Source organism: Verrucomicrobiia bacterium, assembly GCA_036405135.1.
In the GTDB taxonomy this organism is placed as follows: Bacteria; Verrucomicrobiota; Verrucomicrobiia; order Limisphaerales; family JAEYXS01; genus JAEYXS01.
Genome location: DASWYF010000024.1, coordinates 20,375 through 39,089 on the forward strand (window position 1 = coordinate 20,375; position 18,715 = coordinate 39,089).

Here is an 18,715-nt window from a genome sequence, read left to right on the forward strand (position 1 = left end):
AGACGTAACCCGCTCCGTGAATCGGAGCGGGTTATGCGATAAAAGAACCAGCGAATTTCAGGCTAATCATAAACAGGGTATGAGCGAAAAGACCATCACGCAGGAACAGATCACAGCGGCACAGACGGATTTGAACGCCCATCTGAAAGAGATTGTCAACTGGCATTTCTCGCCGGAAACGGGTTCACCGTTCTGGCTGGATTGGGCGAAGAGGAACTTCGATCCTCGCAAAGAAGTGCAGACAGTGGAGGACATCAAAAAATTCCCGCATTTCCAGGACGAGTGGTTGCGAGACATGCAACCTGAGGTCTGGGTGCCGGCGGCATTCAAGGGCAAGCCGTTCAATATTTTTGAAACGGGTGGCACAACGGGCATGCCGAAGCAACGCATTGGTTGGAATGATTACAAGGTCGATTACAGTGAGTTCTCCGACAAGGTGAAGGACGAGCATTTCCCGCGCAATCACTACTGGCTGATGATGGGCCCCACGGGTCCGCGCCGTCTCCGTCTGGCCATCGAGCATCTCGCCAACGTGCGTGGCTCAAGTTGCTATTTCATCGATCTCGACCCACGTTTCGTGAAGAAGGTCATCACGAACAAGCAGTTCGATGTGGCCCGTGCTTACATGGATCACGTTGTGGATCAAGCCGTAACGATCCTCAAGAACCGCAAGGTCAGCGGTCTCTTCACGACGCCTAAGTTGTTGGAAGCCTTGGCTGAGAAGATCGACTTGTGGGATGCCGGTATCCGCGGTGTGTTCTGCGGCGGCACGACGATGGCGCCGCAGTATGTGCGCTTCATCGTGGAGGAAGTTTTGGAAGGCCGCATCGGTTTCTATCCGACTTACGGCAATACCCTGATGGGACTCGCTGCGAGTGTGCCGATCCGCGCGGAAGATAACTTCTCCGTCACGTATTACGCTCCACAACCGCGCGCCATATTGCGCGTGGTGGATCCTAACAAGACGGAAGTCACCAAGGGTTACGGTGAATGGGGTCGCGTGGAACTGACCACTTTGACGAAGGAGTTTTTCATGCCGCGCTTCTTGGAGCGTGACGAGGCGATCCGTCGCGAACCGCGCTTCCCATATGCTTGGGATGGTGTGGCCGAAGTCCGTCCGTTCGGTGCGATGGAGAAAAACATCGTCGAAGGCGTTTACTAAACGCACCCTTGTCATGGACGCCGAATCCTCCGCCAAAATGTTGAAGCTGCTCGAGAGCATCGATTCCAAGCTCGATGGCCTCGAACGCATCGAAGACTTGTTGTATGAATTGAAGATGGAGGTCTGCGGCTTCGAGCACGAAGGCACACAATATCCCGGCTCCACGGAGAAAATCATCAATGCCCTCGGTTCAGTAGAGGCGGAACTGGGTTCCATCCAACTGACTTTGGAAGGGCTGGAAGACAAACCTGAACAAGAATCATGAGTTCCGTTCCGCATATCCCCGTCATCCGTCTCGGCCGTAACTACGAGAGTCTCGACAAGATCGAGATCAAGAACCACTCGACTGGCGAAGTCATCGCCACCGTATCGAGTGTGAATGCGGGCATCATCCGCAAGGATTTCAAGAAGATCGGCGAAAGCCGTGCTGCTTTGAAAAAGTTCACGGTGAAGCAACTCATCGAACTTTCGGCCAAGGCAGGTGATCTTTTCTTGAATGGCACGCTGCCGTTCGGTGACAAGGGCCACACACAAACGCCACAGCAATACATCGAGACGCTGAGCCTCACCAGCGGTTTGCCATACGTGATGGTGAAACGAAATATGGCGAAGGTGCATTACGCGCTGACGCACTTGGATGTGATCCTGAACGGTCTCTCTCGCGGACTGGATCTAAGCATCCTGGATAACGGCACCGGCGAACAGTTCGGCACGAAGCTCTCGTTTTTCCCGACTGCAGCAGCGCTGGGCCTCGTGATGCCGAGTAATTCACCCGCAGTGAATTCGCTGTGGCTTCCAGCCATCGCCCTCAAGACTCCCGTGGTCATTAAGCCGGGCAAGGAAGAGCCTTGGACGCCGTATCGTTTGATTCAAGCGTTCATCGCGGCAGGAGTTCCGGCGGAAGCATTTGGTTTCTATCCAACAGATCACGAAGGAGCAGGGGAGATTCTCAAGACCTGTGGTCGTGCCCTCATCTTCGGTGACAAGAACACCACGGCGCAGTATGCGAACAATCCGGCCATCCAGTTGCATGGTCCGGGCTGGAGCAAGATCATCGTGGGCGAAGATTGCATCGAGAACTGGCGTGATTACATCGACGTCATGGTCGGTGCCATCTCGGATAACGGTGGCCGTTCCTGCATCAATGCTTCGGCGATTGTCGTGCCGAAATACGGCGCGGAGATCGCGGATGCCATCGCACAAAAGCTCGGTCCGGTGAAGCCTACCAAGCCGGATGATGAGAAGGCGCGCCTGTCCGGTTTCGCGAATGTGAAGATGGCGGATTTCATCGACGCGCAGATCGAAGATGGTCTCAAGACACCGGGTGCTACGGATGTCACGGCGAAGTATCGCGATGGTTCGCGCAAGGTGGTGTTCGAAGGTGGCACATATATGCGCCCGACGGTGGTGCTGTGCGATTCCTTCCAGCATCCTCTGGCGAACAAAGAGTTTCTCTGCCCTTACGCGAGCGTGGTGCAAGTGCCGCAGAAGGATGTGCTGCACCAGATCGGCTACAGCCTTGCGGTGAGTGCGATCACGAAAGACCAGAAATTCATCGATGAAGCGATGGCGTTCCCCGAGATCGAGCGCTTGAACATCGGGCCGCTTTCGACGATGGCCATCTCATGGGATCAGCCGCACGAGGGTAATATGTTCGAGTTCCTATGGCGTCGTCGCTCGATCGAAAAAGCGTGGTAAAAACTTGAACGTGAGGACTTGGCGAAGCGTCTGACATTCGTAAAATTTAAACCCAGATGACCAGCCAAGCCGCTTTTGATTTTCAGCCCCGCACACGCCTCGTCTATGGTGTGAACACGGTGGACCGCGTGGGTGAACTTGCGGCCGAACTGGGCGGCAAGCGCATCCTGTTGGTGACGGATGGCGGCATCGTGAAGGCTGGTCATGCTCAACGTGTGACAGACAGCCTGCGCAAACACGCGGAGTCCGTGGTCATCTACGACAAGGTCCATGAAAATCCTACGACGAAGGATGTGGACCTGTGTCTCGCGGTCGCCCGTGAAGCCAAGGTGGATCTGATCGTGGGCCTTGGCGGTGGCAGCTCCATGGATACGGCCAAGGGCGCGAACTTCCTGCTGACCAATGGCGGCCAGATGAAAGATTATTGGGGCGTAGGCAAGGCAACGAAGCCGATGCTGCCGCTCATCGCGATTCCCACCACAGCAGGCACAGGCAGTGAATGTCAATGTGCGGCACTCATCGCGGATGAAGAGACGCATAACAAGATGGCGTGCCTAGACCCGAAGGCGGCGGCGAAAGTGGCCATCCTTGATCCTGCTCTGACAGTTTCCATGCCGCCGCGCGTGACGGCATTCACGGGCATTGATGCGATCGCTCATGCGGTGGAAACGGCGGTGACGAAGAAGCGAAATCCGTTTTCGCTCATGTATTCTTTCGGTGCCTTCCGGTTGCTGGTGCCGAGTCTGCCACGGGTGCTTTCCAATCCGGATGACGTGGAAGCGCGCGGGCGCATGTTGTTGGGTGCCGCTTATGCCGGTATCGCGATCGAGAACAGCATGCTGGGGGCGGCGCATTCGGCGGCGAATCCGCTCACGGCGCATTTCAACATCGTGCACGGGCAAGCGGTGGGCATGATGTTGCCGCTCATCGTGCGGTTCAATGCCGCGGAGCCGGAGGCATTGCAGGCTTATGCGGAGTTGGCTTCCAATGCAGAACTGGCCAAGTTGAAGGATGGCAAAGAGCAGGCCTTGGAAGCGCTCATTGCACGGCTGGATGCCTTGCTGAATCTTTCCAAGATGCCGCGGACTTTGGGTGAATGCGGCGTGACGGCGGATGATCTGTCTTTGCTATCGGAGGAGGCGGCGAAGCAGTGGACTGCGAATTTCAATCCGCGTGCGATCACCGCAGCGGATTTTAAGAAGCTTTACGAACAGGGATTTGAGCGGCGGAGTGATGGCGACCAGGGGTAATGACCAAGGAAGCCGGTTGCACCAGCAGGCCAGGGTTTAATGGCAATACCGAATGACGGGTGTCAGATGGGCATAACAGGCGGTTTGCGGTTCTTCTTTTCTTCTTCTATTAAATCCAAGACTGCGAGGGTTCCGGCGATGACGCCGTAGCTGGGAGCGATGAACCAGCCGAAGACGGGGACTGCCAGCAGCATCAAGAAACCAAGGCCCACACCCATCAATCGCGGGCGATGCTTGCGGGTGAATTTCAGTGTGCTGCCAATGCTGTATTGGCGACGCTCCAATGCAGGATCGGCAAAACCTACGCCTGCGAGATACATCTGGACCAGGCTCATGATGAGGAACGAAACGACAGCACCTAATAGCGGAATGATGCCGATGACGAGACAGAATACGAAGACGATGAGGGATATGGTCAGAGATAAAAGGCTAAGGACACTGGCGCGAAAAATCTCTTTCCCGGTGCCTTCCCAAGTGAACTTCGGTGCTTCTACACCACCAGAGACTTTTTCCACGATCTCGGAAATATGACTGAGCAAAGGTGAGCAGATTACCATGATGGCGTTGCGGAACAGCATGAATCCTGCGTAAACGCCGAGCAGCCAAACCATGAGAGTCAGAATTTCCAAAGTGAAGGCAGACTGCAAAAAACCTGGTATCCAGTTTTCGTGCAGGTAGCGGGAGACGGGTCTTAATCCATGAAATGTTGCCCAGATTACGAAAGGGAAATAGAGCAAACTTAGCAAGCCGGGGATGATGATGAAGCGCCAGAGCTTATGCGTCATTACTAGCCGGTGCCCACGCAAATGGCAGCGAAATCCGGCCGTGAATTCCTTCAATTTGCTCATGCGAAGGCAGCTTAATCCAAGTGAACACGGTGACGATTACAAACCGGGCATCACTTTTCCTTTGGCTCGAGATCGGCGAGGGGCAATACGGAGAAGGTTATCCATTGATCCTCCAGCTTCTTCGAGCTGGGCACTCCGTCATGCACATAAAGCCCATAGCGTAGGCGCAAAGGTTTGCCAACGGGGATGGTCAACGGACCATCGAAGCTGACTGAGGCTCCCATCCAGCCGTCATTGCGCACATGCCATTCGCAAGGATGCCCGGGATTGATCGGGTGATCCATGAGGGTGATGCCTTCTTTGGCCTTGGAGGTGATGTTGCCGGAGTAGTCCACCCATTTGGCCGGCTTCCAGAAAATTTCCTTCTCATTCACACCGCCCTCGGAATTGCGCATGAGCCCGCCGCCATCATTCACGCCGATGGTCTTGGCCATGCGAGTGCCGATGGGGCCGAAGGAGGTTTTGCCGAATACAACATCTTTCCCCTTGGGTTCGAACTTGAGATCGATGAGCAGCAGCCATTCTTTCTTTGGCAAGGCGACGACGGCGGTGCGGCGTGTTTCGATCATGAGCACCTGATTGTTCGTGCTGACCCAGTGATTGATGGTGGTGACTGCGGCTTCTGTATCGCTGTCCTCCAGCTTCTCCACCCGTTGATGGATGATCTGGCCGGCATTCGCATCCGCCCAAAAGGACTGACCGTTCACGTCATGATGCGTGATCCAGAGGGAGTTGTGATGACGGTGACCGTGCGGGTCTTGCGGATGGCCCATCCGCGTGAGCGAGCGACCAGCAGGACCGATGACCGGATAGATGAACGGGCGGCGCAAGTCCTTGCCGAAATGGTAGCGGGCGACCTCCTGGCCATCCCGCTGGAAAGAGACTTGATCGTAGGGCAGGGGCAGGGCCTGCATGATGGGGACTTCCGAACTTTGGCTGACGGAAGAGATGGCAAACAGGCTGAGCAGACCGAGCGCGTTCCGGAGATTCATGCCGGACATCGTGATGAAAGCGCTGAGGGAAGGGAAGCAAAAGGCTAACCGGTGAACACGCGCCGCAGGCCGACCAGGGTCAGACAAACGACTGCGGCCACAACTCCAGGGTGAAACTCCGGAACTTTGGGTTTATAATTGATATCGTAAATGCCAATGCTTTGAGAGTCGGGATTTTTCTGCACACCAGAGGAAGCATTGCCGTATTCGAAAGTAAAACTGGTGATGTAATTGGTTCCGAAATTGATGCCGACATTGCCAGAGCCTGAGTTGTTCGGGTTCTCGGCTGTACCGCTCACAACTTGGTTTGTGCCGGTGCCTGATTTGGAGTTGTTGCCTGAAGTGGTGATGGTAGGGGCAATGAGTCCCCCTCCCGTGCCAACGGCGACAATGTCACGGACTTGATCAATGAACGTCTTGGTGCCACCGCCGGAGCCGGTATCGACATCAAATAGCAGGAAATTCACATCGTTCACACCGCCGACATAGTTGAAAGTGACGGTGACAGTAACGGACTGGTTCACATTATTGAAATCCGCCCACAATTCCAAATTGTTGGGTGTTGGTGAGGATCCGAATCCCCCGGTGAAATCGGTGGTGATTTCAGGGCGGTCCTCGATGAAACGAGCAGTATCTCCGGTAATAGTGATGGTGATGTCGTTACCAGCGTTGGCAGGGTCGATATCGTAGGAAGTGGAAAGTGAGCCCGGGGTCCAAGTCACATTGTTCCAATCTAAAACTATGGCGTAACTTGCTGAATATAAGTTTGTTATGGCTAAAAGTAGCAGGCAGATGATGGTCTTTTTTAAAGTTCTTCTCATACATCAACTCGTTTTTATGGAGTTGAGTTAATTATGCTTATATAGAGCAGTTTGGCAAATAAATAGAGTCGTTTGGTGGTGTTTTTAAGGTGTTCTTGGCAATTCTACTTAGAAGAGACCCGCTCAGTTTGACTCAATAAAAAAAGCAGCCCCTAATAAGGGCTGCTTTGCATTCTGTGATGATTTTTTCCGAACTGGCTTACCGGTTGGGAGGTTCTTCACTGCCGCCATTGACGAAGAAATAGGTTGCCCAGTTCTTCCCGCTAAATTCCAAGGGCCCAGCCCAAGCTGTCTCGCGACTGCCGCTGGTCCGTTCAACCACTGCGTGAGAAGCTACAAAGAAGTTGAGAGAACCGATTCCGGAACGAGGAATCGTGTAGAGGGCGGTTGTGGCACCGTTCAAAGATTCGCCGAATTCAAAACGGCCAATTTTGACGTTGCCGCTCCCTGTTTGCGGGATGCTGGCGAAATCAGCTTCCACAGCCAAGTGGGTTTCTTTCAATGACCAACCTTCACTTGTTGTGTAGCGGACGTATATATTGGTTTCATCGCCGGAAACGACGACGAAGCCAGCGGCTTCATGCTGACCTGCCATCAAAGGATAAGAGGCAAGCAAGACTTGGGCGTGGGACATCTGCGTAAACAACAGGCCTCCTGCAAAGGCCAGCAGCGCCAGTGAGCGCAGGAACATGGATTTGAGCTGGTTCATGATTGTGTGTTGAGGTTTGTGTGTCTGGGCTTGGGCGATAAATTTTCAGGCAAACCACCGTGGTATCCGAAATGCAGCGATCAAAAGACAGAAGGCGCCGGCGATCAAACCGGGATGAAATTCAGGAACCTTAGGCTTGTAATTGATGTCATATAAGCCGATACCCTGGGCGAAGGGGTCGGTTTCGCTGTTTGGGCCTTGTCCGTATGTGAATGTGAAGCTGGAAATAGTGTTGGTGCCAAAGGAGACATTCACACTGCCCTGACTGGTAAAGTCGCCTGCTACATTTTGACCCGTTACTGCCTGGTTGGTGCCCGATCCGGAGAGTTGCGTGTAGGTGGTATTGGAAACGGAGATTGTCGGTGCCACCAAGGTGTTGTTGGTTGCGATTGCGGTTATTGCGCGGACTTGATCCACAAAGCCGCGGATGTCTACGGGGTCTTTGCCTTTGGTGGTGCCGGTGACACTGCCCGTATCAACATCGAAAAGAGTGAAATTCACATCGCTTACTCCCCCTACGTAATGGAAGGTAACCGTGACAGTGATGGATTCAGAGGTGTTTGCAAAATTGACGTACAAATCCAATTGATCAGGTAACGGGCTGATGCCGCCTGAAAAATCGTCTGTGACTTGAGGATAGCTACTGCTAAAAAAACGTGAAGTATTACCTGATATGGTTACTGTCACGTCATTGCCGGGATTGCTGGAGTCGATGTCAAAAGAACCGGTCAAGGAGCCTGGAGTCCAAGTCACATTACTCCAGTCAAGTACTACGGCTCTAACGGGCTGAACGATACTCAAAAGTACAGCGGCGCATATCACCCAAAGTACCTTTTTGAAGCACTTCGTCGTCTGTCTTAAAATGGAACTTATTTGAGACATGGTTCTTGGACCCAAGTATTAACGAAACCTGAGCACCCACTACTTGTTTAAATATATTGCATTTGTAAGTAGTTGAGAAAAGCCTATTTAGAGAACAAATATTGCTATTGTGGCACTGGTCTTTAAGGCTCTACGATAGGGCTTTTAAGCTCTGTTTTTGTGAGTGATACGGTTTAAATATTGATTTTTGTGTTTAAATTCTGGACACTTCTACCGGGTTTCACGTATGAATTCTTCTGGGGAAAATCATGCGTGGATTGGATGCCACTTTTTTGATATCTGACTTGCAATGCCGGGTAAGTGGAGGACTCTTAGCACCCCTAACGTTTGAATTTATGAGCGACTTACTTTCTCAGATGAAACAGTTCAGCCTGATCGTGGCTGACACCGGTGACTTTGCCAGTATCCGCAAGTACCAACCTCGTGATGCAACGACGAATCCTTCCCTTATCCTGAAGGCGGCGCAGATGGATGAGTATCAGGACATCGTGAACCGCGTGATCGCGGAGACGAAGAAGGAATCCTCGGGCGTGAACCCGAATCTCGAGCTGGCGATGGACAAGCTGGCGGTGGCGTTCGGTTTGGAGATCTTGAAGATCGTGCCCCATCGCGTTTCCACGGAAGTGGACGCGCGCCTGAGCTTTGACAAGGCGGCGTCCGTCGCCAAGGCACACTCGCTCATCGAGAGCTACACAAAGGCGGGCATCTCGAAGGATCGCATCCTCATCAAGCTCGCGACGACTTGGGAAGGCGTGCAGGCGGCCGCTGAACTGAAGAAGTCTGGCATCAACTGCAATCTGACGTTGCTCTTCTCCTTCGCCCAAGCTGTGGCTTGCGCGGAAGCAGGTGTGCAACTGGTGTCACCGTTCGTCGGTCGCATCCTCGACTGGCACAAGAAGAACTCCGGCAAGGACAACTATGCAGCTGCGGAAGATCCGGGCGTTGTTTCCGTGACGAAGATCTACAACTACTACAAGAAGTACGGCTACAAGACTGAGGTCATGGGCGCGAGCTTCCGTAATGTGGGCGAAATTTTAGAACTGGCCGGTTGCGACTTGCTGACCATTAGCCCGGCACTGCTGGAAGAGATGCATAAAACAAACGGCTCGGTCTCTCGCAAGCTGACGACGGAAGCCGCGAACGCCAGCGACCTGAAGAAGGTTACGTTGGATGAGAAGGCATTCCGCTGGATGCACAACGAAGACGCGATGGCCACGGAGAAGCTTTCCGAAGGCATCCGCCTCTTCGCTGCGGACTCGATCAAGCTGGAGAAGTTCCTGGTGACGAAGTTCCAGTAAAAGTTACTGAAATATTTGCAGGGAAGGGCGGCCAATGTTGGCCGCCCTTTTTGCGTTAAATCTCGCCACTAGACAAATCCGCTGGTGAGGCGTATTGGTGTTTGAGAAACAAGCAGGCATTATTCCCTATGAACACGAAGAAGACGTCTTTTGCGATGCTCGGCATCGGCTTGGCCGTGGGTATGGCGATCGGGTATTCGTTAAATGAGCCTGCGGTTGTTGTAAAAGAAAGAGCAGATATTAGAGAGCGAGAAGCGATGGAAAAGGCGATGAGCCAATTCAAGTCAACCTATATGACGGCGTTGGAGCAGCGACAGCAGGTGTCCCTTCAATCCTCACCAGACAAGTTCCCGAGTTATTTCCCCAAAGAGATAGTGGAGAAAATGGAAAGCCAAGGATTCAATGTGCAATGGCGGGTCAATGAGGGGCAAACTGCGCCTAGCAAGAGCATATTGTATCGGCAATGGAAGATGCCATCCACATACGCTCCGGAATCATTAATGAGTTCCCCAAAGAGATTTCAAAATCATCTGGACCTGATCGATCTTCGCTACACTCCGCCGAACATTGAGCCGTTGTGAGGTCAGTTTTGGTAGATCGGCAGATAGTGATACTTCACCGCGAAACAGAGAATCGCGAGAGATGTGCTGTAAACCTTCCCCGCATTGCGCTCCTGACCGTCGCCGCTGATCCATGAACCGTCCTGTTGCTGGTTCGTGATCAGCATTTTCTCCACGATGTCCTTTGCTTCGTTCGCGTAGACACCGCCGCGCTTCTGCATGCCTTGGGAGAAGTAATAGAGTCCGTAGAAAAACCAGCGCTGGGTGTATTGGATGCGATGCTTGCGCGGGCCACCGCCTTCCGTCATGTCGAGCAGCCAATCGGATGATCCGATGACTTCTGGAGCGTTGTATTCGCCACAAATCTGCAAGGCGAGCAGACCCGCTGCTGTCGTTGCAAACTCGGGACTGCCACCAGGTTGATAGGCAAATCCGCTCTTCATATCCTTAGGCAGACCACGTTCATCGCGCTCGGATTTGTAGCTCTGTTTCAAGTATTCCACCGCCGCATCGATCGCCTCTTTCGGTACTGGCAATCCAGCGTTCTTCGCCGACCGCAACGAAAGCAGTTGCCAGATGGTCACGGAAAGATCGGCATCACCAGACTCCGGTGTATAACGCCAGCCACCGTCGAAGCGCGGGCTGTGTTTCTTCACGCGTTGTGAACGCAAAATGAGCTCGATCGATTTTTGACAACGCTCGCGCAAGAGCTTGTCTTGCGAAGCGTCCACGCCCATGCCGAGCATCTCGCAAAGAGCGAGTGTGATGATGCCATGACCATACATGCGCGAATTGTCCGTATTGCCGAAGTATCCATCCTGCCGCTGGCGATCGGCGCGTAAGAGAAAGTCGATGCCCTTGCGCATGGATAATCCCTCAGGGGTTTTATCCGTTGGCTGATGGCCGACGGAAGCCATGGAGAGCACTGCCAGCGCGCTCATCACACTGCTGTATTGATTGCCGCGCTCAGGATCGAGATAGGCGCCTTCGGCATTTTGAACCGAGACAAGATAGGCGACACCACGCTTCACCGATGCGTCGATCGGATCATCCTTCGCGATTGGCTGCGCAAATAGAGCAGGGCAAGCTGCCAGCCAAACACCCAAAATCATTCCCCAGATACGTGAATTCATTATTTGGACCTCGCGCGCTCGGCCAGCACCTTGAAATACGTTTCTACCATCGTGCGATACTCGCCTGAGAGATTCTCGCGGCGCGCCTCCAGCAATCCTTCCGCCATCTTTGGCGGCAGCTTGCCCCATTCACCGGTCCACATCGCTTCGGCATCTGGCAAGTTAGCGTTGTCGGATGCTTTCGCTGCTTTGAAAGCGCCTTGCATACCGTCGCCGGGCGATTCTGAATCCTGTGAAAGTCCCGGCGTCTGGCCGGAATTTCGCGATTGCGCCATCGATTGCTGCTGCGCCTTCGCGGCATCGGCCATCGCCTGTTGCGCGGCTTGCTGGGCTGCTTGTTGAGCAGACTGGCTTTCTTGGCCCTGACCGTTCTGTTGCTGGCCTTTCTGTCCCTGTTGCTGTTGAGATTGTCCGCTCTGGCCTTGTTGTTGTGCGGACTGTTGCGAAGAATTCGGCGAATTCATCGCTTGATCCAAACGATCCAGAGTACGCGCTTTCCATTGCGACTCAGCGGGAGCGAGTTCTTGCAGCACGCTTTGCAGGTCTGGGGCGGCAGTAGATTTGGTCGCCGGGGCAGGGGAACTGGCATTGGCCATCGCGCTCTTGAGAGCGTTGAGTTGCCCCTCAACGGCGTTCTTTGCAGTATCTACCGCTGGCTTTGCTTCATTGGCCGAAGCGGCTTTCGCCAATTGCTCTGCCGTCTTGGGCAATGCCTGTTCGCCGAGTTCCTGCGTCTGCTTGCCGACCTTCTGTAATGCCTCGCCTTGCTGTGTGCCTAGACGCGCTTCATGACGACCGGAACGTGCAATGTCTGCACCTGCCATCGTGAGGTCTTCGGCCAGCGGTTTTTGAGCCTGGGCTGCGCGAGTCATCTCACCGCTGTTGGAATTGGCCAACGTCTTCAGCGTGTCCGCAAGTTTTTGTGCCTGTGAAGCCAGTTGCTGTGCTTTGCTGGCGGCGGATTCCGATTTGTTCTTTGCCGACTGTGCGGAGGTCGCTTTTGCGTCCGTTGGAGAAGTCTTCTTAAGTGTCTGATCGGCTTTGTTAGCCGCGTTGCGCAACTCATTCGCCGCATCTTGCAAAGGCTTCACGAGGTCTTGTGCCTGCTGCGCCTGTTGCGGTGTGATCCGGTTCAAATCCTTGGGAGCATTGTTCGCAGCTTGCTGCAAAGCCTGGGAGGAGCGGTCCAGTTCCTTGTTCAGATCCGTTTGTGAACTCGCCGCATCCATACGGATGGCTGGCACATCCTGATTGCCCAATTGTCCGGCCTGTTGTGCGAGCTGCTTCATCTGCTCGCCCAGAGAACCGCGCTGCTCGTTTGCTTTCGTGACGTTTTCCAGAGACTTTGCGAGGTCTGCTTCCGTTTGCGCCGCACGTTGCAGACTGTTCTTCGCGGCTTCCAGTGACACATCTGCGAGCTTGTCCAACTCTTTGCGCATCGGCTCGTTTGTCGTCAGTTCCTTCTCCAGTTCGCGGATGAGCTCCTCTGGTGATTTCTGCTGCATCTGCGCCAATTGCTCCGCCTTGTTGTATTGGGAATCCAGCGCACCTTTGATGCCCAGTTCCTCTTCGTTCTTGCGCAGCTCGGCACGGCTTAGTTCCGCCTTGCCCGCTTCCGCGTTCTCATAATGTTCCGCAAGCTGTTGCAATGCCTTGGTCAGTTGCTTTTGCTGCTGAGCGGCGGCTTGCATGGACGCCTTCTGATCTTCGGAATTGCGCGCCATCATGGCCTCACGCAAGGCTGCTTCGGCTTTCGGTGGAGGTTCGCGAAGCATGGCTGCGGCATCATCCGCATCGCGGGAACGCTCCCGACCTTCCTTGGAGGTGATGTCCTGTGCGTTCGCATCACGGCGAATCGCATCTTGCAGGTCTTGCACCTGTTCCGTGAGTTCCTTCTGGTCAGCCAGCTGCTTGCGTGTGACCTCTTGCATCTCTGCAGCATTGCTCGCGCCTTTTTCCGCCGCTTGTTGCGTTTGCGCTTCCAGCTTCTTCGCGTCTTCAGCCAGGCCGGCCATCATCTCGCTCAGCTTCGGAGCTGTGGCCGCGATCTGCTTGCGCGCCTCGTTTACTTCGCTTTGCGCCGCTTCCTGTGCCTGCTTGATGTTCGAGGCCAGTTTTTCAAATTCATTCGCGAGCGGAGCAGCCGGACGGTTGGGGGATTGCCGCTGGCTCATCTCGCGCTGGATCTCCTGCGTTTGCGGCGTGTTCACCGCTTGCTGAGCCGCTTTGCGCGTAGCTTCGGACAACTGAGCCTTCTCTAAATCCTTCGGCGCATTTTGCAGCTTCTGGTTCAACCACTCCCAATCCTTCGTGCGCTGGGTGGTCGCTTCCATTTCCTTGCTCTCATAGCGCTCCTGATTCGCCATCTGCCGCGCTCCTTGGTTCAGCTCGGTGAGAGTGTGCGCACCTTCCAGTTTTTGATACGCCTCCTGGATTTGCTTCAAGCTGGCGGCTGTTTGCTGGGCTTTTGTCTCACTGCTGTTCGCCGCCCGCAACGCGCTCAAAGCTTGGGCTGTTTTGGAAGCATCGGCGACGAATTGTGAATCCGCATCTTTCCGCAGCTCTTCCCATTTCGCGCGATCCTTGAGCTGCTCCGTGGCCGCTTTCCAATCACGTTCCAGTTTTTCTTTGTTCTCTGCGAGCTTCGCCGTTTCCTTCTCGGCCGGTTTGTTCTTTTCCTTCAGCTCGTTGACTTTCTTTTCGTCCTGCGCCACTTGTTCGGCGGCCTTGCGCGCACGATCTAGCTTGTCGAGCGGGCTTTTGGCGAATTGCGCCAGATATTCACGCGCCTTGATGGCATTGCGGGACAGTTCCTGTTCAAAACCGGTGAACTGCTGCGTGGTGTTCTCCAGTCCTTTCTGGAATTCACGCGACGCCCATAAAATATCCTTCGTCTTTTTCTCCGTCAGTGTCTTGTCCACCGCTGTGTGAGATTTTGCCAAGCTCTCCTGCAGCCCCTTGGTGCGGTCCAGATAATGCTTGGGCATATGCTCGCCCATGGCTTTCATCAAGTTTCCCACCACTTGAGCTTCACGCGTGGCACCTTCCTGACGTCGCGCCAGCCGTTCTTGCAACCCGGCATCGCTTGGAGCCGAGTTCAACGGTTGGATGGCTTTCTGCTGTTCGCCATTCAGATATTGCAACGTAGCGAGCGTCAGTCCGGCCTCTGTGGAAGACAGAATATCATTGAACGCTTTGGAAGTACGCTCAGCCACTCCATAAGCGTGGTTCACCTGGTCAACCAGTTCACGTGGCTCCAGCTTTGCAGCTTCAGCGGTATTGGCCGCCGCCAGTTGCTCGAATTCCATGCGTGCCCGGGCGATGTGCTCGTTCTTGAACGCACTGACAGCATGGCCCACCAGCGAGAGATCGGCTGCTTCACGTCCGGCTGCTGCTTGTGGAATCGCTTCTTTCAAGCGCTGCTCCACCTGCGCGAGTTGACGGTCTACTTCTTCCAATGCTGAGCGCGCACCGCTCAATACTTGCTGTCGTGCGAGCGCTTCGCCTTGTTTCAGATCACGTCCGCCATCCTTGCTTACTATCTGGCGGAGATTCTGGGAGATCTGTTCGAGGCTGTCCAAGGTGCGCAGGAACTCACGTTGCGCCTGCATCGCCTTCAAACGCTTCGGATCAAGGCCCGGTGAACTGATCTGCAAGGTGATGGGAACGGACTCGGCGCGATTGCCCTTCACGTCCACGGCGACCATCTTTGTTGTCACGCGATCACCCGGCACCAGCTTCAGATCGAGCAAATCCCATTTACGCGCCAAGGTGGTTTCATTGGTGCGCACAGTCAGCAATTGCATCATCTGCCATTGACCTTCGTTTACCTTCACCATCTGGTTCACTTGCGTGAGGGCAAGGTCATCCTTCGCGGTCGCGGTGAAATCCAAAACTTCATCCGGTGGCAGCACCTGATCCTTGGCCGGTTGTTCGATGCTCACGAGCGGCAGCAGATCGGCTGCCGGGCGTATCTCATACTGCGGGCTGAACTTGTTCTCGAAACCTGTTTCTGCAGAAACCAGCTTCACTGTATAAGTGCCCACTGCAGTCATCGGCACGGCAGCAGACCACTCGTTATCCGTCACACGCGTAAGCGGTATCTCGCTCTTGCGTCCTGCTTGCTCCACAAGCAGCGAACCTTCTTTGATCTTTTGATTAGCCGCGATCTTCACCGTTGCAGAGCTGCCTTCCAGCGCAGTCAGGTCGCCATTGTCCTCGCTGACGGTTTGCGCAGGCATTTGCGCGTAAGCGGGAAATTCATAAGTCTTGTGGAACTTTGCCACATGCGGACGGGGCAGGGAGCTCAGCTTGTAAGAACGGGTCAACGCATCGCCTGCTCGGATACGATATTCCAGTGATTCATTCGCTACGTTTGCAGTGGCTGTGAAGCGGTGCCCACCCGCCGCATTCATCGTGATGCGCTCTTTGCGGCCGTCTGGTTGCGTGATCTCCAGGTAAGCATGCTCCACTTCAGGGCCGCCCAATTCCACGGCGAAAGATATGGGGTCGCCACGTGGCACCGGCGCATCACCGGTGGAAGGCTCCAGCAACTTGATCTTCACGTTGGAGACACGCTCGATATTCGCCATCGGTGCCATTGCCCGAGCCATCAAGCGTGAAAAACCAAGACCCGGCATCAAAGCCAACACACCGCAAGACATCACCACAGCTACTGAGCCGAGCAGCCAGCGCGAGATGAGGCGGTTGGGGAGCAGTTCATCGACCTCAATCTTCTCCACCCGCTTCGTCACGTCCTCTTGCAAGAGTTTGCGGAAGACAGGGGAGTCCCATTGTGCCGCCTCGGCATCGGCCAGTTCCACAGCGGAGATGAGGTCTTCGCGCAGGTCAGGCTTCAACTTCTCCACCATGCGGGCGACTTCACGCGGATTCGGCACCTTGCGCAGATGACGTAAACAACCGAACCACACTACCGCACCAGTCGCCCCATAGACCGCCACACTGAGAAAATAACGTGCGCCTTCCGGCATCAACACCACACGATCCACCAAGGCCACAACTGTCATGCCGCCCAAAAAACTCACCACGCCTTCAGCGGCGCCACGTGTCAAAACAAGCTTCCGCCAGCGACGGCTGAACGCTTCCAGCTTCTGGACAATGACCGGGCTCAGTTGGGTGGACATAGACTTCATTGAATTAGCCACATTTCCCGGCAAAAAGAAACGGTAATCTTGCGCGGTCAATCGTCGTCGTTTTCGTCCTCGAACCGGTCATTTTAAGTTCATGTTCCGTTCTTTCATACGTCTCCAATCTGCCTGAAAGTTTTTGCTGCCGTTAGCCTTCCATCGGCTATATCGGCTGCATCGGCACAAAATTCTCTCTTTAACGACTCCATTCTCCCTCTTTTCGATATTCGATGTTGGGCCATTGGAGGTTCAATGTTTCACTTTCCATCCGGTTACAAACCCCGCTTCCCGCTGGAATCACTTTTCTTTGTCTTTTGCGAAGGTTCAGGCAGGATGCGCAGCAACAAAAGGATATCCATGGACTGGTACTACGCGGTAGACAAGCAACAGAAGGGACCCGTAAACGAGGAACAACTGGCAGAATTGCTCCGGCAAGGTGTGATCCAAGGGACGACTCTCGTCTGGCATCAGGGCATGTCGAACTGGCAGCCCTATGAGAAAGTTGCTGGCACTGCGGGGGCAACGGCAACCCCGGGCATGGTTTCCTCTGTTCCCTCCGGTGCAAGCGATCCCTCCCCGGAAGAATGGGCTGAACAGGTCAAAAAGTTGGATGTGGAGATCACCGTCGGCGAGTGCTTTGGTAAAGGCTGGGAAGCTTTCCAACGTAATTTGGGTGTCACGATCGGTGTGGTTGTGCTGGTCTTTCTCACTTACACGGCTATTAACGCCATCCCTTTGCTGGGGCTTGCCTCAATCTTCATCTACGGACCCCTTTACGGAGGTTTCATGTATTACTTTGTCCTGATGATCCGGGGTGAAGAATGTCGGGTCGGCAATGCATTCCTTGGGTTCGGTCCCAAGTTCGTGCCGCTGATGCTGGCTGGCCTGCTCATCACCATCATCACCTTCATTTGCGTGATTCCTGGCGTCGGGGTAATGTTCGCCGGTATCATCTCCGCCGGCCTGTTCTCTTCCTCGCAGCAAAGCCCGCCCTCGATCGATGCGCTCTCTGCAGGGGCTATCATTCTCATGGGTGCAGGGTTTCTGATTATGATGGTGCTGATGTTCGCTGTGACGGTATTTCTGCAGTTCTCCTATCTCCTGATCTTGGACAAGGACGTGGATTTGATGACCGCCATCAAGCTCAGCGTCCGTCAATCCGCCCGTAAATGGGTCGTTTTATTTTTACTCTCTCTGGCCGGTGGCATAGTCAATTTCTTGGGCGCACTTCTCTGTGGTGTTGGTTTGTTGTTCACCGTGCCATGGTATTTCGCCGCAATAGCTGTTGCTTACGAGAAGCTTTTCCCCGGAAAGACCGCCAAGCTGCCTTACTAAGCTGACGGCATTCACTATCATTGCCACCGGGTGTTCCCGCTGTTAGAACACCCGGCGTGTCAACGAGTTCGTCAGCAAATTTGTGGAAGACGTTAAGCTCCGGAAAGAAGTTCATCCTGATTTCCGGCCCTTGTGTCATTGAGAGTGAAGCGCTCTGCCTGAAAATTGGTTCCAGCTTGAAAAAGACCTGTGACCGGCTTGGCATCGCCTACGTTTTCAAAGCCAGTTACGACAAAGCCAACCGCACCTCCGGCCAGTCCTTTCGCGGACCCGGCATCGAGGAAGGTCTGGCCACCTTGCGCCGTATCGGTGATAAGCTCGGCGTTCCGGTGTTGACGGATATTCACACCGAAGAACAAGCCAAGCTCGCCGGTAAATTTGTCGACATCCTTCAAATCCCCGCCTTCCTCTGCCGTCAAACGGATTTGATCCAGGCTGCTGTGGAGACCGGTTGCGTGGTGAATGTGAAGAAAGGCCAGTTTCTTTCACCTAAGGAAATGGGGCAAGTGGTGAAGAAAGCTGCCGAGTTCGGTGGTAAGAAAATCCTCCTCACCGAGCGCGGCACCACCTTCGGATACAACAACCTCGTGGCGGACATGCGCTCCATACCCATCATGAAGCAGCTCGGTTTTCCCGTCATCTTTGACGCCACGCATTCTGTGCAATTGCCCGGCGGAGGAGGGGACAAGTCCGCTGGCCAACGTGAATTCGCCCCCGTCCTTGCCCGTTGCGCCGTAGCTGCCGGAGCCGATGGCGTCTTCATGGAAACCCATCCTGAACCGGACAAAGCCCTCAGCGACGGACCGAACACCGTGGCGTTGGCAGACATGCCCGCGATCTTGAAAACGCTGCTGAAAGTACGTGAGGCAGTGAAGTAAAT

The 18,715-nt window shown here is 54.4% G+C and carries 15 protein-coding genes; 8 read left to right on the forward strand and 7 right to left on the reverse strand.

Annotated features, from left to right (window positions below; genetic code table 11):
• The first annotated feature begins 79 nt into the window (after positions 1 to 79).
• Genes VGH19_12225 through VGH19_12240 form a run of 4 tightly spaced genes read left to right on the forward strand, consistent with a single transcriptional unit; the run spans position 80 to position 4,110 of the window.
• Entirely contained in the window at positions 80 to 1,162 is a 1,083-nt protein-coding gene (locus VGH19_12225; protein HEY1172130.1) for a hypothetical protein, read from the forward strand.
• A gap of 13 nt (positions 1,163 to 1,175) precedes the next feature.
• A complete protein-coding gene (locus VGH19_12230) occupies positions 1,176 to 1,427 on the forward strand; it encodes a hypothetical protein (GenBank protein HEY1172131.1) in 252 nt (83 codons plus the stop codon).
• Positions 1,424 to 2,860, forward strand: coding sequence for an aldehyde dehydrogenase family protein (locus tag VGH19_12235; protein HEY1172132.1), 1,437 nt, complete (start codon positions 1,424 to 1,426; stop codon positions 2,858 to 2,860). The genes VGH19_12230 and VGH19_12235 overlap by 4 nt, the downstream gene beginning before the upstream one ends.
• A 56-nt stretch (positions 2,861 to 2,916) precedes the next feature.
• Positions 2,917 to 4,110, forward strand: coding sequence for an iron-containing alcohol dehydrogenase (locus VGH19_12240; GenBank protein HEY1172133.1), 1,194 nt, complete (start codon positions 2,917 to 2,919; stop codon positions 4,108 to 4,110).
• A gap of 62 nt (positions 4,111 to 4,172) precedes the next feature.
• Here VGH19_12240 and VGH19_12245 read toward each other — a convergent pair whose 3' ends face one another.
• The 5 genes from VGH19_12245 to VGH19_12265 form a co-directional block, all read right to left on the reverse strand.
• Positions 4,173 to 4,958: an EI24 domain-containing protein gene (locus VGH19_12245; protein HEY1172134.1), complete on the reverse strand. Its 786-nt coding sequence runs from the start codon at positions 4,956 to 4,958 to the stop codon at positions 4,173 to 4,175.
• Between the two features lie 50 nt (positions 4,959 to 5,008).
• A complete protein-coding gene (locus tag VGH19_12250) occupies positions 5,009 to 5,950 on the reverse strand; it encodes a PmoA family protein (protein HEY1172135.1) in 942 nt (313 codons plus the stop codon).
• Positions 5,951 to 5,994: 44 nt separating this feature from the next.
• Entirely contained in the window at positions 5,995 to 6,771 is a 777-nt protein-coding gene (locus tag VGH19_12255; protein ID HEY1172136.1) for a hypothetical protein, read from the reverse strand.
• Positions 6,772 to 6,970: 199 nt separating this feature from the next.
• Complete coding sequence (locus VGH19_12260) at positions 6,971 to 7,480, reverse strand: hypothetical protein (protein ID HEY1172137.1); 510 nt, start codon at positions 7,478 to 7,480, stop codon at positions 6,971 to 6,973.
• Between the two features lie 45 nt (positions 7,481 to 7,525).
• Positions 7,526 to 8,233: a hypothetical protein gene (locus VGH19_12265; GenBank protein HEY1172138.1), complete on the reverse strand. Its 708-nt coding sequence runs from the start codon at positions 8,231 to 8,233 to the stop codon at positions 7,526 to 7,528.
• 464 nt (positions 8,234 to 8,697) lie between these two features.
• On the opposite strand from VGH19_12265, the gene tal reads away from it, so the two are divergent.
• A complete protein-coding gene (tal, locus tag VGH19_12270) occupies positions 8,698 to 9,660 on the forward strand; it encodes a transaldolase (protein ID HEY1172139.1) in 963 nt (320 codons plus the stop codon).
• A gap of 128 nt (positions 9,661 to 9,788) precedes the next feature.
• Positions 9,789 to 10,241, forward strand: a complete 453-nt coding sequence (locus VGH19_12275; protein HEY1172140.1) for a hypothetical protein — start codon at positions 9,789 to 9,791, stop codon at positions 10,239 to 10,241.
• A 2-nt stretch (positions 10,242 to 10,243) separates the two neighbouring features.
• Here VGH19_12275 and VGH19_12280 read toward each other — a convergent pair whose 3' ends face one another.
• Both VGH19_12280 and VGH19_12285 read right to left on the reverse strand, forming a co-directional pair.
• Positions 10,244 to 11,353, reverse strand: a complete 1,110-nt coding sequence (locus tag VGH19_12280; protein HEY1172141.1) for a prenyltransferase/squalene oxidase repeat-containing protein — start codon at positions 11,351 to 11,353, stop codon at positions 10,244 to 10,246.
• Complete coding sequence (locus VGH19_12285; GenBank protein ID HEY1172142.1) at positions 11,353 to 16,497, reverse strand: hypothetical protein; 5,145 nt, start codon at positions 16,495 to 16,497, stop codon at positions 11,353 to 11,355. The genes VGH19_12280 and VGH19_12285 overlap by 1 nt, the downstream gene beginning before the upstream one ends.
• A gap of 360 nt (positions 16,498 to 16,857) precedes the next feature.
• Between VGH19_12285 and VGH19_12290 the strand changes: the two genes are divergently transcribed.
• Together VGH19_12290 and kdsA are read left to right on the forward strand one after the other, a co-directional pair.
• Positions 16,858 to 17,835, forward strand: a complete 978-nt coding sequence (locus VGH19_12290) for a DUF975 family protein (GenBank protein ID HEY1172143.1) — start codon at positions 16,858 to 16,860, stop codon at positions 17,833 to 17,835.
• Positions 17,836 to 17,915: 80 nt separating this feature from the next.
• Positions 17,916 to 18,713, forward strand: coding sequence for a 3-deoxy-8-phosphooctulonate synthase (gene kdsA, locus VGH19_12295; GenBank protein HEY1172144.1), 798 nt, complete (start codon positions 17,916 to 17,918; stop codon positions 18,711 to 18,713).
• The last annotated feature ends 2 nt before the right edge of the window (positions 18,714 to 18,715 follow it).